We start from the raw sequence: 15,664 nt of genomic DNA, 5'->3' as shown, positions 1-15,664 counted from the left end.
TGAATATGGCACAATATTTGCTTTTGGTTATAGTAAATTAAAATAAAAAGGTATGGAAAATGTTGAATAATAAAGTTATTTTAATAACGGGCGGAACTGGGTCTTTTGGAAAAAAATGTACAGAAATTATTTTAAAACGGTATCGTCCTAAGAAGCTGATAATTTTTAGTCGAGATGAGTTAAAGCAGTTTGAGATGTCACAGATTTTTTCGGAACAACAATACCCATGTATGCGTTATTTTATTGGTGATGTTCGCGATAAAGAAAGACTTTACAGGGCCTTTAGAGGGGTTGATTATGTTATTCATGCGGCTGCTTTAAAACAGGTACCAGCAGCAGAGTATAATCCTTTTGAGGCAGTGAGGACTAACATAATTGGGGCTCAAAATGTAATTAATGTAGCCATAGATACAGGAGTAAAGCGTGTTATCGCTCTTAGTACAGATAAAGCTGCTAATCCTATAAATCTATATGGAGCCACCAAGCTTTGTTCTGATAAACTGTTTATTGCAGGAAATAGTTATGTAGGACGGGATGAGACTTGTTTTTCAGTAGTAAGATATGGAAATGTAGTTGGAAGTAGAGGGAGTGTTATTCCGTTTTTTCTTAAGAAAAAAGAAGAAGGTGTATTGCCTGTTACAGACCCGAGGATGACGCGTTTTTGGATTACTTTAGAGCAAGGAGTAGATTTTGTTTTAAAAAGCTTAGAACGAATGGTTGGAGGAGAGATTTTTATTCCAAAGCTTCCAAGTATGAATATTATGGATTTAGTAAAAGCTATTTGTCCTAAGTGCAAAACCAAAATAGTAGGTATTAGACCAGGAGAAAAGCTTCATGAGGTTATGATTCCTAAGGATGAAGCTAGGCATACAGTGGAATTTAAAGACTATTATGTAATTAAGCCAGCTTTTCCTTATTTTACAAGACGTTTTAAAGGAAATGGATGTACATCTGTACCTAATGATTTTGAGTATAGTTCAGATAAGAATACGTGGTGGTTAAGTGTAGAGGAGCTAAGGAGTATTGTAAGTGGATTATAAAGATTATATTCCTTATGGATGTCAATCAATAGATGAAGATGATATTGCCAGTGTCTGCTCAGTGTTACGTTCTGATTGGCTGACTACAGGGCCGAAAGTTGCTCAATTTGAGCAAGCTATAGCAAATTATGTTGGAGCAAGATATGCAGTGGCTGTATCAAGTGGAACTGCCGCGCTTCATTGTGCCATGTATGCTTTGAGGTTAAAGCCAGGAGATGAGGTGATTGTGCCACCAATTACTTTTGCTGCCACTGCTAATTGTGTATGTTATATGGGAGGAAAACCTGTATTTGCTGATGTTGAGCCTGATACTTTACTCATGAGTCCTGATGAGGTTGAAAAAAAAATTACGTCTAAAACTAGGGCTATAATTACAGTAGATTATGCTGGGCAACCCTGTGATTATGATAAATTTCAGGTTTTAGCTAAAAAATATGGATTAACTTTAATTGCCGATAGCTGCCATGCATTAGGAGCAAAATATAAGGGAAAGAAAGTTGGTTCTTTGGCAGATTTGACAGTGTTTAGTTTTCACCCTGTAAAACATATTACTACTGGCGAAGGTGGAGCGATTGTAACAGATAATGAGGAATTGGCAGAAAGAGTGAAAAAGTTTAGAAATCATGGGATTAGCTTTGATTTCCATCATAGGGAGAAGATAGGTTCGTGGTTTTACGAAATAGAAGAGTTGGGATACAATTATCGCATCACGGATATTCAATGTGCTTTAGGTATAAGTCAATTGAAGAAGCTATCTAAATTTCTAGAAAAACGTCGAGAAATTGCAAAGCAGTATGATAATTCTTTAAAAGATATTAGAGGGATTTCTCCTTTAGTAGTTAAAGATAATATCTTTCATGCATATCATCTGTATGTAGTAAGAGTTGATCCTTTATTGACAGGTGTAGATAGAAAAGAACTTTTTAAAAAGATGCGAGAGAACGGTATTGGTGTAAATGTACATTATATTCCTGTATATTTACATCCTTATTATCGTAAGAGATTTGGATATGATTTTGGACTTTGTCCTGTGGCTGAGGCAGCGTATGAAGAGATATTATCTTTGCCCATCTTTCCAGAAATGAAAGAGATAGAGGTAGAAAGGGTTGTCAGTATTTTGAAGCAAAGTATTTTCATAAAGTAATGGATGAATCAGACAATGGATAGAAAATTTACAGAGCAGGAATTATTTTGGAAAGGTAAGTTTGGAGATGATTATTCACTGCGTAATAGAGATTATTTACGTATTGCTTCGAATATCTCTCTTTTTAGTAGGATATTACGACATACCATAAATGTTAAAAGCGTTTTAGAGTTAGGAGCAAATATCGGTCTTAATTTAATGGCCCTTAGATATTTAATCCCTGAACTAGAGATGGGGGCAGTAGAGATAAATGAAAAAGCTGCTTTAGAATTAAAAAATAATATACCTAGTGCAGAAATTTATGTTAGTTCTATATTAGATATTGCTTTTGACAAAAAATGGGATTTAACTTTTACTAAAGGGGTATTAATTCATATAAATCCTAACAAATTAAAAATAGTTTATAATCTTTTATATCATAGTTCAAGAAGATATATTCTTATATGTGAATATTATAATCCAACTCCAGTTGAAGTTGTTTATAGAGGCCATAGAAACAAACTCTTTAAAAGAGATTTTGCAGGAGAAATGTTAGATTTATATAATGATTTGTTTTTAATTGATTATGGTTTTGTTTATCATAGAGATGAGTATTTTCCGCAAGATGATATGAATTGGTTTTTATTAGAGAAGAAAGATGGAAGGGACAATGGATAAAAAAGTTTTAACAATTATTCCTGCAAAGCTCGGTTCTACTCGACTACCGAGAAAAAATATTTTGCCCTTGAGAGGGCGTCCTCTAATAGAGTATACAATTAAAAGTGCGACAGAGTCAGGATGCTGTGGAGAAATTATGGTGTCCACTGAAAGTGAAGAAATTGCTGATATTGCCAAGCAAGCAGGAGCTAAAGTTCCTTTTATGCGTTCTAAAGATCTGGCAAGAGATCCAGCTGGAGTGGCAGATGTATGTCTGGACGTATTAAGGCAATATGAAAGAATAGGGAAATTTTTTGACATATTGATTATATTACTTCCAACTACGCCTTTTAGGACTCCTAATGATATTAGAAATGCTTTGGATATATTTAAAAAAAATAAAGCTAAGTTTTTAATGAGTGTGTCAGAGTTTGGTCATAACCCTTTTTGGGCTTTAAAAAGATTAAAACAAAAGAGTTTAATAATGGAGCCGTGTTTTCCTGACTTTATTAATTTAAAGAGGCATGAATTGCCAAATACTTATAGAGCTAATGGAGCAATTACAATTGTTGATATACCTTCTTTTCTAGAGAATAGAACTTACTATGGTAGGCCTTTATTTACTTATACCATGCCATGGAATAGAAGTGTTGATATTGATACACTAGAGGACTTTTTGTTTGCTGAGTTTTTACTCGAAAGGGGTATTTTCGATGAGCAAGATAGTTGAATATGGAGACAAGAAGATAGGGAAAGGACAACCTATTTTTATTGTAATGGAGGCAGGAGCAACTCATAATGGGTTGGATACAGCTAAAAAGTTAGTAGATGTCGCAGTAAAGGCAGGAGCAGATGCTATAAAGTTTCAAATGTTGAGAGCATCAGATCTTGTTTCTTCTAAAGAAGTACTATTTAAATATAAAGTTTTAGTAGATAAGAATACCAAGAAAATTATAGAAATTAGCGAACCTTTATTAGATATTTTGAAACGAAGAGAACTTACTAGAGAAGAGTGGGTAGATTTAATCAATTATTGTAAACAAAGAGAAATATTATTTTTTTCTACAGTCACAACAGTAGAAGAGTTAGAGTTTTTATACTCACATGGTGTTAGAATGATAAAAATTTGTTCAGGAGATATTAATTATCACTATTTGCTGGCAGAGGCAGCGAAATATGATTGGATTGTACAAATTGACACAGGATTAGCTACTTTAGGAGAAGTGGAGGAAGCAATAGATATTTTAGAAAGAAATGGTTGTGATAAGATCATTATTAATCATTGTCCTTCAGGATATCCTTCTCCGTTACAAGGAGTTAATTTGAGAATTCTTATTACTCTTCAAGCAATGTTTCCCTATCCAGTAGCATTTTCCGATCATTTTCCTGGTAGAGATGCAGATATTGCGGCTGTTGCGTTAGGAGCTAATATTATAGAAAAAACTATTACTTTAGACAAAACTATTCGTAGCCCTGAACATATTATGTCTTTGGAACCTGATGAGGCGTATGAGTTTGTAAAAGCTATTAGAAATATTGAGATGATGATGGGTAGTAGAAGGAAAAGTCTAACTAAAGAAGAATTAGATAATAGAAAGAAAGTGAGGAGAAGCTTATTTGCTAGAGTAAATTTAAAGAAAGGGGAGTTTTTAAAACAAAATATGATAGAGTATAGAAGGCCAGGAGATGGAATTGAGGCTCACTTAGATTTTTTAGTTTTAGGGAAAAGATTAAAAAGAGATGTTTTACAAGGTGAAAAATTATATTTTAATGATTTTGAGTAGTTATGTTAATAATTCGTACGGATTCAACTCCTGAAATAGGAACAGGTCATATCATGCGGTGTATAGCTTTGGCGCAGGCATGGCAGGATAGAGGTGGTGAAGTCGTTTTTCTTTCTCATTGTGGAAGTAAACTTTTGCGTCAGCGTATTCAAGATGAAGGTTTTAACCTGGTTTCTTTAAAGACCCCTCATCCAGATTCTTTTGATCTTGAATTCACATTGGCTTTTTTGCGTAATCTAAAAACCAGCGGCCAGAAAGAGCCAATAGTGGTGGCAGATGGATACCACTTTGACGCTGATTATCAGAAAGCGATTAAAGAAAATGGATACAAGTTAATGGTGATTGATGATTATAATCATCTTCCTCTCTATTACGCTGATATTTTGCTTAATCAGAACATTAATGCTCCTGAGTTGAACTATTCGTGTAGTGAAAATACGGTCCAATTGCTGGGATGTAAATATGTTATGTTAAGACAGGAGTTTTTGCGAAATAGAAACTTCAAACGGACAATTCCTACAAAAGCTCGTAATATTCTAGTAACAATGGGAGGAGCAGATATAGAGAATATAACTCTTAAGGTTCTCAAAGCGATATATCTTCTTAATGATTTGGATATAGAAGTTAAAGTGATTGTTGGTCCTTCTAATCCACATTTGGAAGAGATTAAGTTTTATATAGAAGATAAAGATCTACCTGCCTCGCTTATATATTCTCCATTACCTGAAGAAATGCCAGAATTTATGAAATGGGCGGATCTAGCAATAACGGCCGGGGGAAGTACTTGTTGGGAACTGGTGTTTATGGGGGTGCCGAGTTTAATAATTACTGTTGCTGAGAATCAAGAAGGAATAGGTACAGGATTGGAAAAATTTGGGGCTGCTCGTAATTTAGGGTGGTTTTTAAGAATTAAGGTTAATACATTAAAAGAAGAAATTAGAAAAATACTCTATGATGGTATAAGAGAGAAGATGTATTTAAAAAGCAAAAAACTTATTGATGGATTAGGTTTAGAAAGAATTCTTTACGAGGTTACTCAATTATGAATGTTCTCCTATTGGGACCAAATAACTTACAAATTACTTCTACCATATTAAATTCTGGATGTAAGGTTATTGAGTACTCAGACAAAATAGATATATCCTTTTTAATAGAAAACAAGGTTAATTTTATTGTCAGTTACCGCTATAGACATATTATTAAACCCTCTGTTTTAGAATTTTTAAAAGGCAATGCAATTAATTTACATATATCTTTATTACCATGGAATAGAGGAGCCGATCCAAATTTGTGGAGTTTTTTGGAAGACACGCCAAAGGGTGTAACTATTCATTACATTGATGAAGGTATAGATACAGGTGATATTATAGCGCAAAAGGAAATTTTTTTCAATGAAGAGCAAGAGACTCTTGCAACAACATACAATAAGCTTAATTATGAGATAATTAGTTTGTTTAAGGAAAATTGGCCTTTTATCCTGGAAGGTAAAGTTGAGCGTAAAAAACAGCCTCCGGGAGGTTCGTTTCATAAACTATTAGATAAAAAAAAATATGAGTATCTTTTGAGAGAAAAGGGTTGGAATACTTTAGTTAAGGATTTAAAAGGGAAAGCCCTTAAAAATAATACTTGATGAGGTATATTCGTGATAACTAATACAATAGTTAATACTTTCTCTTCTGTTTTTATAATCGCCGAGTTATCAGCTAATCATAATCAAGACTTTGATATTGCTGTCCAAACAATTAAGGCTGCTAAAGAGGCGGGAGCTGACGCTATAAAGCTTCAAACCTATACCCCTGATATAATGACTATAAATTGTGATAATGAATATTTTCGAATTAAGGATACAATTTGGCAAGGGAAAACTTTATATCAACTTTATGAAGAAGCATATACTCCCTGGGAGTGGCACTCCAGTCTAAAAAAAATTGCTGAAGATCTTGGACTTATATTTTTTTCCACACCTTTTGATCCCTCAGCAGTTGATTTTTTAGAAGATCTTGGAGTTCCTTTGTATAAAGTAGCTTCTTTCGAGATAGTGGATATCCCCTTACTTCGCAAAATAGCTAAAACTGGTAAGCCTGTAATTATGTCCACTGGAATGGCCACACTTGCTGAAATAGATGAAGCCGTAAGGACATTAAGAAATGATGGAGCTGGAGAGATAGCCTTGCTTAAATGTACTAGTGCCTATCCTGCACCTTATGAGGAAATGAATTTAAGAACGATTCCTCATTTGGCAGAAACTTTTAATTTGCCTGTAGGTGTTTCTGACCATAGTTTAGGTATTGCTGTTCCTGTGGCTTCTGTTGCATTGGGTGCAAAAATAGTTGAAAAGCATTTTATTTTATCACGAGATATTCCCTCTCCTGATGCGTCATTTTCTTTGGAGCCAGATGAGTTTAAAACAATGGTAGAGTCAGTGAGAGCAGTAGAAAAGGCTCTGGGTAGCGTGAGCTATGAGCTTACAGACAAACAAAAAGAAAGTAGAGTTTTTAGACGTTCTCTTTTTGTGGTAAAGGATATGAAAGCAGGAGAGGAATTTACAGAGGAAAAAGTAAAATCAATAAGACCAGGTTATGGATTGCATACTAGATATATAAGCCATATTTTAGGTAAAAAGGCCAAGGTTGACATAAAAAAAGGAACTCCTCTTAATTGGAGTTTAATATTATAAAAGGATTTTATATGATACCTGATCATCCTCTATTTTATGACATAAAAAGATACGCAGGGAGTATAGATAAACCATTAATTACACCAGAGATTAATACTAGAAACGATTTTTATGGTCATGCTTATATATTAAAAAAGTATTCTTCAATTCCTGAAAATGTATCTTTAAAATGTTGTATAGAGCATGGTAATCCTAGATATAATGCTAATCCTGAGGATTTGTTAATAAGTAAATATAAAATTGCAATTGTCCAAAAAAAAATAAGAAAAATTTGGCTATCTGATAGATTTAAATGCTTATCTTTTGCTATAGGTCCATATATTCATTATGCTGATTATTATTATAAGAAAAAAGATTTAATGAGTTTAAAAAACGCTTTAGGTAAAGTGTTGTTAGTTTTTCCATACCACTCTACACATTGGATAGATAGTTACTATGATATAATTGAGTTTATAAACAAGGTAAAAGCTATAGGGAGAAACTTTGATCATATTGTAGCGTGTATTTATTGGAAGGATGTGCTTAAAGGTTTACATAATATTTTTTACAAAGAGAATATTTTATGTGTTAGTGCCGGCCATATGTACGATAGACACTTTTTGGAAAGATTAAAAAGTATTATTTATATTGCTGATTGCGTTGTTTCAAATAGTTTAGGTACACATTTTTCTTATTGTTGTTATTTAAAAAAACCTTTTTTCTATATTAAACAGGATGTTTCTTTTGTTAAAAATAGGTATGATGTCTCTGATCCAGATGTTTCTTTTTATCAGAATCATATGGTAAAAAAAGCTATGTCATTATTTTCTAAGTTTAGTGATAAACTTTCGGATATTCAATTGAAATTTATGAATGAATGGGGTGGATATGATCAAATAAAAACACCAGAAGAATTAAAAGCTATTTTTGAATGGATTGGGTTTGAATATGTTAATTTTTAATCTTGGTTGTATTTATTATGAATATAGAAGCTAATAAATATCCTTTAATCGCACAGGGATCCTTAGAGGAAGTACTAAATATTTTACTATCTTTAAAGGATACATATCCTCGCTGTAGATATGGGAAAATAATTGTAGAAGGAATACCACTTATTTTTGTTGATTTGCACAGTTTATTTTTTGAATTAGAGCAGATTTTTAAAAAAGAGATTTATAAGTTTTATTCTAATTCAAAAAAACCTGTTATTATAGATTGCGGTGCCCATATTGGACTAACTTCCATTTATTTTGCCAGATTATATCCATCTGCTAGGATTTACTCTTTTGAGGCTGATCAAGATATATTTAAAGTTTTAGAATATAATATTTCTTATAATAAAATAAAAAACATAAAAATTTATAATAAAGCTGTATGGATACATAATAGAGGAGTTTATTTTTGTCAAAAAGGTAATGATTCTGGATATATATCTAATAAAAGCAGTCATGCTTTGGTTCCTTCATTAAAATTAAAAGAATTTTTGGACAATTTTGATAAGATAGATTTATTGAAGTTAGATATAGAAGGAGCAGAGTTTGAAGTTTTAAAAGATATAGATGATAGTATAGACAAAATTTCTACTGCTATAGTAGAAGTGCATAAATTGAATGAAAAGAAAACGTTGTTATCAGATATTTTTAAGGTTTTTGAAAGAGGTGACTTTAGATATGTCCTTTCTGACTGCCATTTAGCAACTTGGGTCAGACATAATAAAACACCTTTTAAATTCGTAAATACAGATAAATATATTTTTACAATTTTTGCGTGGAACAATAAATCCTATAATACAGAGCCAGTTAAGAAGATAGTTCAATTTTGTATGCAAGATTATGGAGGAGCTGGTACTGCAGCCTTGAGACTTCATGAGGGATTATTGTCTATAGGTGAGGATAGTAAGTTATTTTTAAATAATCTGAAAAAGTGGAAGGAGTGTTCTTTCCCTTTATATGATAAGCCAGTTAAACAACGTACTCATTTTATTTCTCCTGGGTGGCAATTTTTTTCCAACCATATTAAAAAAATAATAGAACCCTATAAAAGACGTTCCGATTATTTGGAGATATTTACAGATTTATGCTCAACTAATCAAATATCAAACATTTTAGAAGTAAAGGAAGCAGATATTCTCCATTTTCATTGGATTGCAGGTACAGTTAACTTAGCTAAAGAGGTTGATTTTTTAAAAACCAAAAAAATAGTTTGGACTTTGCATGATATGAACCCTTTTACTGGTGGTTGCCATTACTCAAATGGATGTGAAAAATATAAAGAGATGTGTGGAAAGTGTCCGTTATTGGGTTCTGATAGAGAGCAGGATATTTCCAGAAAGATTTGGGAACAAAAGCGAGAAATATATAAGCAACTGGATATAACTGTTGTTGCTCCTAGTAAATGGTTAGCTGAATGTGCTAAAAATAGTTCCTTATTTAAAAATTATCCTGTGCATATTATCCCGTATGGATTGCCATTGGATACTTTTAAGCCCTATGATAAAAATAAATTACGTAATCTTGTTAATATAAAAAGAAATGATTTTGTAGTGTTATTTGGTGCTGATTCCATTAGTAATAAACGTAAAGGAATTAAATTTCTTTTAGATACACTGGTACACCTTAAAGCACTTCAAAAAAAAGAAAGTATCGTCTTAGCTGTTTTTGGTAGAAATACAGAAGTCGTTTCTCAACTTGGCTTTCCCGTTATATCTTTTGGTTATGTAGAAGATGAAAGCCAATTAGCTCAAATTTATAGTTTAGCAGATGTTACTATAGTTCCATCTCTGGAAGACAACTTACCTAATATTGTGTTAGAATCATTAGCGTGTGGAACTCCTGTAGTAGGCTTTGAGGTTGGTGGTATCCCTGATATGATAAAGCATAAATATAATGGATTTTTAGCGCCTCCTAAAAGTAGCGAGGGGTTATTAGAAGGTATTTTGTGGGCTATAGCACAAAAGAAATATAATCAAAATATTATTAACAATTGTAGAGAGTTTTGTAAGAAAAATTTTTCTTTAGATTTACAGGCAAATAGATATAAAAAATTATATGATGATATTTTAAAAAAATAGAGGTAATTTAATGATTTTATTAGTTGGTGGAGCTGGTTATATTGGAAGCCATGTTAATAAGTTTCTTTATGAACAAGGATATTCTACAGTAATCTTTGATAATTTAATTTATGGCCATAAAGAATTTGTTAAGTGGGGAGAGTTTGTATTAGGAGACTTAAATAGTTTAAAACAGCTAGAATTGTTGTTTGCAAAGTATGAAATAGATGCAGTCATGCATTTTGCTGCATTTGCTTATGTGGGAGAGTCTGTTGTAGACCCTGAAAAATATTATTTGAATAATGTGTATAATACTATAAATTTATTAAATACTATGAAAAAGTTTGGTGTAGATAAATTTGTATTTTCTTCGTCTTGTGCAGTGTATGGCAGTCCTAGCTTTATCCCTCTTTCTGAAAAACATCCTCTTATTCCCGTTAATCCTTATGGTAGAAGTAAACTAATGGTAGAAGAAATTTTAGAAGATTATTCTAAAGCGTATGGATTGAAGTATATTTCTCTACGTTATTTTAATGCTGCTGGTGCTGATTTAGATGGAGAAATTGGAGAAAGACATTGTCCTGAGACGCATTTAATCCCTTTGGTATTAGATGTGGCATTAGGTAAAAAGGAATATATTGAAATCTACGGAGATGACTACGATACATTTGATGGTACATGCATTAGAGACTATATTCATGTTTTAGATATAGCAAGAGCTCATTTTTTAGCATTAGAGTTTTTAAAGAAAAATAATACCTCTAATGTGTTTAACCTTGGGAACGGACAAGGATATTCTGTAAAGCAAGTTATAGATGTAGCTTGCAGAGTAACAGGAGTAAAAATTAAAAGTAAAATTGGTAGTCGACGTGATGGAGATCCACCTAAATTAATTGCAAATTATGAAAAGGCTAAAGCTATTTTAAATTGGTCTCCTAAGTTTACAAAATTAGAAGATATTGTTGAAAGTGCATGGAGATGGCAGAAGAAAGATGTTAAATTTCTTAAATAGGAAAAGATATGATACAAAATAAAAATACTGTTGATCTGTTTGCTGCAATAGTTAAAGACATAAAATATCCATATATTGCTGAAGTTGGAGTTGCCAAAGGTAATACATCATTAAAATTTGCTAAGATACTAGATAACAATGGAGAGATTCATTTGTTTGATCGCCAGCATATAGTAGAAGATGTTTATCAGAGATTATCTCATCTTGGGTATAAAAATATATTTATTCATGGTTGTTCTAATAAATTAAAAGATTCTTATAATTGGGACTTTATGAAGATAATCAGAGATAATATTAATTTAAAATTTGATTATATTTATTTAGATGGAGCGCATACATGGGAAATAGATGGTTTTGCTTTTTTTTTGTGTGATATGCTCCTTAAAGTTGGGGGATTCATTGATTTTGATGATTATTATTGGACTTTTTCTAATTCTCCTACCTGCAATCCAGCAGTTTATCCTAATATTTTAGAATATTATACTGCAGAGCAGATATCAATTCCCCAGATCAAATTAGTTGTTGATCTTTTAGTGAAAAGATCTAGGAGGTATAAAGAAGTAGTTTCGAATAAATTATTTGTAAAATCGAGATAAAGATAGAGGTTTATAATGGGAGGATGTCAGGACTTTCCAAGAATAAGTATTATTACTCCATGTTTAAATGATGAGAAATTTATATCTCAGTGCATAGAATCTGTTCTTTCTCAAGAGTATCCTAATCTAGAGTATATAGTAATAGATTGTGGAAGTATAGATTCTAGTCTAGATATAGTAAATGCTTATAAGAAAGATATTGTTTTGGAGCATATACCGACGGAGGACAGGTTTAATGCAATAAGACAAGTTTTATCGAAAACTAGTGGACAGGTTATTGGTTTTTTATATCCTAAGGCTAGGTACTTTGATGGCTCTTTATTTGTAGTAGGAGAGATTTTTAAATCCTGCCAAGATATATCATGGATTACATCTAAAGCCTTTGTTTGTTGGGATGAATACAATCAAGTTAATAACCTAATAGAATCTTTCCCAAATTATTTTAATATTGAAAAAAATAAAAAGATTGGAGTAGAATTTTCTTTTTGGCGAAGAGATTTAATTAATGACTTGAAATTAACGGATAATGTCTACTTGAAAGCAGATGATTTGTGGAGTCTTTTTTTAAAGAAGACTAAATTATATATTATAGAAAGTATTTTGGGAGGAAGGTATATAAAGAGTAAAAAAAAGACTATATTAGAAACAAGTAGATTAGAAAGGTGGTTGGATACAGAGTCTTTTGTGTTACAGTATGCTCAGTTTAATTTTAATTTAAATTACAAAAGGATTTCCTTTTTACCTCTCAGTGAATTGGTTGATAGAAGTAACTTTAAACCTATTTTTAGGTGTTTATCTAGATTAAGTTCTGAAATAACAGATGCAATAAGGTCTGCTACTTCTCAGGTTATACGTTCGAGGATTATAGAGAAACAAAAACAATTACTCTACAGCATGCTGAAAGAATGTGAAATACATTTTGATAAAAGGTCAAATTATTTAATTTCTACGATTGTCTCTTCGTATAAAGGAGAAGAATTTATTAAGGAATGTCTTGATGATTTACTTTCTCAAACATTAAAAGATAAAATACAAATTATTATTATTGATGCTGATTCTCCTCAAAATGAAGGCGATATTATCAGAGAATATCAAAAAAAATATTTAAATATTTGTTATGTACGTACACCAGTTCGTATAGGAGTTTATACAGCGTGGAATCTTGGTATCTTATTAGCAAAGGGTAGTCTGATAACTCCGTTTAGTACAAATGATAGATTAAGAAAAGATGCTTATGAATTGCTTGCAAAGGAATTGCTGAGTAATCCTCATGTAGCTTTGGTGTATGGAGATACTAAAGTTACAGACGAACCCCATCAAGATTTTGAAAATGCTTCTCCTAGCAAAACACACCCTAATAATTTTGTTTGGCCTGATTTTTCTTATTTTGATCTTTTGCAACGTTGTCTGGTAGGTCCTCATCCTATGTGGAAAACTTGCATTCACGATAGGATTGGTTTTTTTGATGAATTTTATACTGCAATGGCTGATCAAGAATTTTGGTTGAGAGTGGGAGAAGAATTTGAATTAAAACATATTCCTTTATTTACTGGATTATATTGGTTAGATGAGGATGCTCTTTCTAATCATGCTAAGTCTTCTTTGCCCATTTATGAGAAAGAACATATTCGTTCGATGTATAGAAATAGAAATTTTTTATATAAACAGAATAAACTATTTCAGACAAAAATATCAATTATTATTCCAGTTTATAATCAAGTAGAATATACAAGACGTTGTCTATATATTCTGTCTTATGTATTAAAAAAATTCTTAAATTGTGAAGTTATCGTTATAGACAATGCTTCATCAGATGAGACATCTAATTTTCTCAAACAAGTAAGTGGGAATTTTAAAGTAATTACAAATAAAGAAAATTTAGGATACACCTTGGCGTGTAATCAAGGTGCTGAAGAGGCGAGTGGTGAATTTTTACTTTTTCTAAATAATGATACGGAGCCATTTTCAGGTTTTTTAGAACACATGTTAAAAGTTTTTGAAAGAGAGTGTAATGTTGGGGCTGTTGGTTGTCAGCTAATTTATCCTAATGGAACTATTCAAGAAGCAGGAGCGGTTGTATTTTCAGATGGGACTGCGTTAAATTTTGGTAGAGGTAAAGATCCAATGCTTTCTATTTTTAATAGAGTGAGCAGAGTAGACTATTGTTCTGGAGCTTGTTTATTGACTCCTAAAGAAATTTTTAAAGAAGTTGGAGGTTTTGATCCTATTTACTCCCCTGGTTATTATGAAGATACGGATTATAGTTTTACTTTACGTTCATTGGGGTTGGAAACTTATTATGAACCTAATGCTAAAATTTTGCACCATGGCTCTGTTTCTGCGGGTTTAGATGAAAATCAAGGAATGCGACGTTTCTTAAGTATCAATAGAAAAAAATTTTTAAAAAAGTGGAGCATTGCTTTAAGGAAACATGAAGATCGGCCAGAAGACTTGGATTGTGTTTGGACTGTGGATCGCGACTTTTTAGGTTTTAGGGTGGCAAATAATTATATTAAAAGAAAATACCACCATTTCTCTTTTTTCTGTTCTGCTGAGAACAAACTAGTGACAGATAATTTTCAGAAAAAGTTTAAAATGGAGAAAAAGAGTTTTTTTCATTCTTATAAAGATACAGATATATGTTTTGTTAGTGATTTTATGCCTAGATTTGATTGTAGTTCTTCTCAACTTAGAGTGCATAATATACTAAAAATATGTACATCTTTAGGCTATAAGTTAAATTATTTTTATTTTATCCCTGATGAAAATGATCAGTGCTATGCTGATCTACATAAGAATGTAACTTTTAAATTAATAGATTTTAATTCCAAAAGATATTTGGAATATATATTAGACAGTAACCCAAAAGTATTATGGGTAACGAATCTTTGGCTTTTAGAATATTTCCAAAAAGTTAGATTTATTGTGAAAGAGATTAGGAAGCATGGTCAGGATATAAAAATTATTATAGATACAATGGATTTTCATGCTAAGAAATTTTTACGTAAATATCGTCTTTCTAAAGATATTTCTGATTTATATGTTGCAGAGCAGTTTTTAAAATTAGAACAAGAAACCTATCCTTTTGCTGATCAACTTATTGTAGTAACTGAACAGGAAAAAAAGGATTTAGAACAAGAATTGATTAATTTGCCTCCTATTACTGTTATTCCTAACATTCATTATTTTTCAAATATAAATATTCCTTTTGCAAAAAGAAAAGGAATAGTGTTTTTAGGCAATTTTGATGTCAATCATAATTATGATGCGGTACTATATTTTTTAAAAGAAATTTATCCTCGCATTTTAGAGCTTAATGATAATATTAAATTTCATATTGTTGGTTTTAAATCTAGAGAAAAATTTAAACATCTAGAAAATGAAAATGTTATTGTGCATGGGAAGGTTAAGGATTTACAGTCATTTTTGCAGCAATTTAGAGTGTTTGTGTGTCCTCTTACCTATGGCGCAGGAATGAAAGGGAAAATCGGAGAGGCAATTGTCAGTGGGCTCCCGATAGTTTCTACTGCTATAGGCATAGAAGGGTTTGATTTAAGGGATAAAGTAGATTGTTTTGTCGCGGATAGTCCGGATGACTTTGCGCTAAAAACAAGCTTATTGTATTCAAAACAAGATATTTGGGAAAATTTTGTAAAAAAATCTAGAGAGAAATTAGAAGAGAAAATCAACCTAGATAAAATAAAAACTAATATTAATAAATTATTAAGTTAAGTATTGTCATGGGGA

The 15,664-nt window shown here is 31.7% G+C and carries 13 protein-coding genes; all 13 read left to right on the top strand.

Features of this window, described 5'->3' with window-relative positions:
* Positions 1-59: 59 nt before the first annotated feature.
* Genes pseB through BLP60_RS03140 form a run of 13 tightly spaced genes read left to right on the top strand, consistent with a single transcriptional unit; the run spans position 60 to position 15,649 of the window.
* Complete coding sequence (gene pseB / locus BLP60_RS03200) at positions 60-1,040, top strand: UDP-N-acetylglucosamine 4,6-dehydratase (inverting) (protein WP_092063316.1); 981 nt, start codon at positions 60-62, stop codon at positions 1,038-1,040.
* Positions 1,030-2,184, top strand: coding sequence for a UDP-4-amino-4,6-dideoxy-N-acetyl-beta-L-altrosamine transaminase (pseC, locus tag BLP60_RS03195; RefSeq protein WP_092063313.1), 1,155 nt, complete (start codon positions 1,030-1,032; stop codon positions 2,182-2,184). The genes pseB and pseC overlap by 11 nt, the downstream gene beginning before the upstream one ends.
* Positions 2,185-2,199: 15 nt before the next feature.
* On the top strand, positions 2,200-2,841 hold the full coding sequence (locus tag BLP60_RS03190; RefSeq protein WP_092063310.1) for a pseudaminic acid biosynthesis-associated methylase: 642 nt from the start codon (positions 2,200-2,202) through the stop codon (positions 2,839-2,841).
* Complete coding sequence (locus BLP60_RS03185) at positions 2,834-3,550, top strand: acylneuraminate cytidylyltransferase family protein (RefSeq protein ID WP_159427679.1); 717 nt, start codon at positions 2,834-2,836, stop codon at positions 3,548-3,550. Before BLP60_RS03190 ends, BLP60_RS03185 begins: the two co-directional genes overlap by 8 nt.
* Positions 3,534-4,604: an N-acetylneuraminate synthase family protein gene (locus BLP60_RS03180; RefSeq protein ID WP_092063304.1), complete on the top strand. Its 1,071-nt coding sequence runs from the start codon at positions 3,534-3,536 to the stop codon at positions 4,602-4,604. The genes BLP60_RS03185 and BLP60_RS03180 overlap by 17 nt, the downstream gene beginning before the upstream one ends.
* 2 nt (positions 4,605-4,606) lie before the next feature.
* Entirely contained in the window at positions 4,607-5,650 is a 1,044-nt protein-coding gene (pseG, locus tag BLP60_RS03175) for a UDP-2,4-diacetamido-2,4,6-trideoxy-beta-L-altropyranose hydrolase (RefSeq protein WP_092063301.1), read from the top strand.
* Positions 5,647-6,234 carry a formyltransferase family protein gene (locus BLP60_RS03170; RefSeq protein ID WP_092063298.1) on the top strand — a complete coding sequence of 196 codons (588 nt, stop codon included), beginning with the start codon at positions 5,647-5,649 and terminating at the stop codon, positions 6,232-6,234. Before pseG ends, BLP60_RS03170 begins: the two co-directional genes overlap by 4 nt.
* A gap of 12 nt (positions 6,235-6,246) precedes the next feature.
* On the top strand, positions 6,247-7,281 hold the full coding sequence (gene pseI / locus BLP60_RS03165) for a pseudaminic acid synthase (RefSeq protein WP_234970939.1): 1,035 nt from the start codon (positions 6,247-6,249) through the stop codon (positions 7,279-7,281).
* 11 nt (positions 7,282-7,292) lie between these two features.
* Positions 7,293-8,222 carry a hypothetical protein gene (locus tag BLP60_RS03160; RefSeq protein ID WP_143338907.1) on the top strand — a complete coding sequence of 310 codons (930 nt, stop codon included), beginning with the start codon at positions 7,293-7,295 and terminating at the stop codon, positions 8,220-8,222.
* Positions 8,223-8,239: 17 nt separating this feature from the next.
* Positions 8,240-10,330 (top strand): FkbM family methyltransferase, encoded by a 2,091-nt coding sequence (locus BLP60_RS03155; RefSeq protein ID WP_092063290.1) that lies wholly within the window; start codon positions 8,240-8,242, stop codon positions 10,328-10,330.
* A 10-nt stretch (positions 10,331-10,340) separates the two neighbouring features.
* Entirely contained in the window at positions 10,341-11,321 is a 981-nt protein-coding gene (gene galE, locus BLP60_RS03150; RefSeq protein ID WP_092063287.1) for a UDP-glucose 4-epimerase GalE, read from the top strand.
* An 8-nt stretch (positions 11,322-11,329) separates the two neighbouring features.
* A complete protein-coding gene (locus tag BLP60_RS03145; RefSeq protein ID WP_092063285.1) occupies positions 11,330-11,917 on the top strand; it encodes a class I SAM-dependent methyltransferase in 588 nt (195 codons plus the stop codon).
* Between the two features lie 15 nt (positions 11,918-11,932).
* The gene (locus tag BLP60_RS03140) at positions 11,933-15,649 is read left to right on the top strand and encodes a glycosyltransferase (protein WP_092063282.1); all 3,717 of its coding nucleotides are present in this window, start codon (positions 11,933-11,935) and stop codon (positions 15,647-15,649) included.
* Positions 15,650-15,664: the final 15 nt, after the last annotated feature.

Source organism: Desulfonauticus submarinus, from assembly GCF_900104045.1.
In the GTDB taxonomy this organism is placed as follows: domain Bacteria; phylum Desulfobacterota; class Desulfovibrionia; order Desulfovibrionales; family Desulfonatronovibrionaceae; genus Desulfonauticus; species Desulfonauticus submarinus.
This window is presented reverse-complemented; position numbering and strand designations above follow the sequence as displayed.

Excerpts from the sequence above, each read along its gene's own strand:
- BLP60_RS03180 (WP_092063304.1), top strand. The coding sequence starts at position 3,534 with ATGAGCAAGATAGTTGAATATGGAGACAAGAAGATAGGGAAAGGACAA.
- BLP60_RS03185 (WP_159427679.1), top strand. The coding sequence starts at position 2,834 with ATGGATAAAAAAGTTTTAACAATTATTCCTGCAAAGCTCGGTTCTACT.
- BLP60_RS03190 (WP_092063310.1), top strand. The coding sequence starts at position 2,200 with ATGGATAGAAAATTTACAGAGCAGGAATTATTTTGGAAAGGTAAGTTT.
- BLP60_RS03160 (WP_143338907.1), top strand. The coding sequence starts at position 7,293 with ATGATACCTGATCATCCTCTATTTTATGACATAAAAAGATACGCAGGG.
- BLP60_RS03145 (WP_092063285.1), top strand. The coding sequence starts at position 11,330 with ATGATACAAAATAAAAATACTGTTGATCTGTTTGCTGCAATAGTTAAA.
- BLP60_RS03140 (WP_092063282.1), top strand. The coding sequence starts at position 11,933 with ATGGGAGGATGTCAGGACTTTCCAAGAATAAGTATTATTACTCCATGT.
- galE (WP_092063287.1), top strand. The coding sequence starts at position 10,341 with ATGATTTTATTAGTTGGTGGAGCTGGTTATATTGGAAGCCATGTTAAT.
- BLP60_RS03170 (WP_092063298.1), top strand. The coding sequence starts at position 5,647 with ATGAATGTTCTCCTATTGGGACCAAATAACTTACAAATTACTTCTACC.
- pseG (WP_092063301.1), top strand. The coding sequence starts at position 4,607 with ATGTTAATAATTCGTACGGATTCAACTCCTGAAATAGGAACAGGTCAT.
- BLP60_RS03155 (WP_092063290.1), top strand. The coding sequence starts at position 8,240 with ATGAATATAGAAGCTAATAAATATCCTTTAATCGCACAGGGATCCTTA.
- pseB (WP_092063316.1), top strand. The coding sequence starts at position 60 with ATGTTGAATAATAAAGTTATTTTAATAACGGGCGGAACTGGGTCTTTT.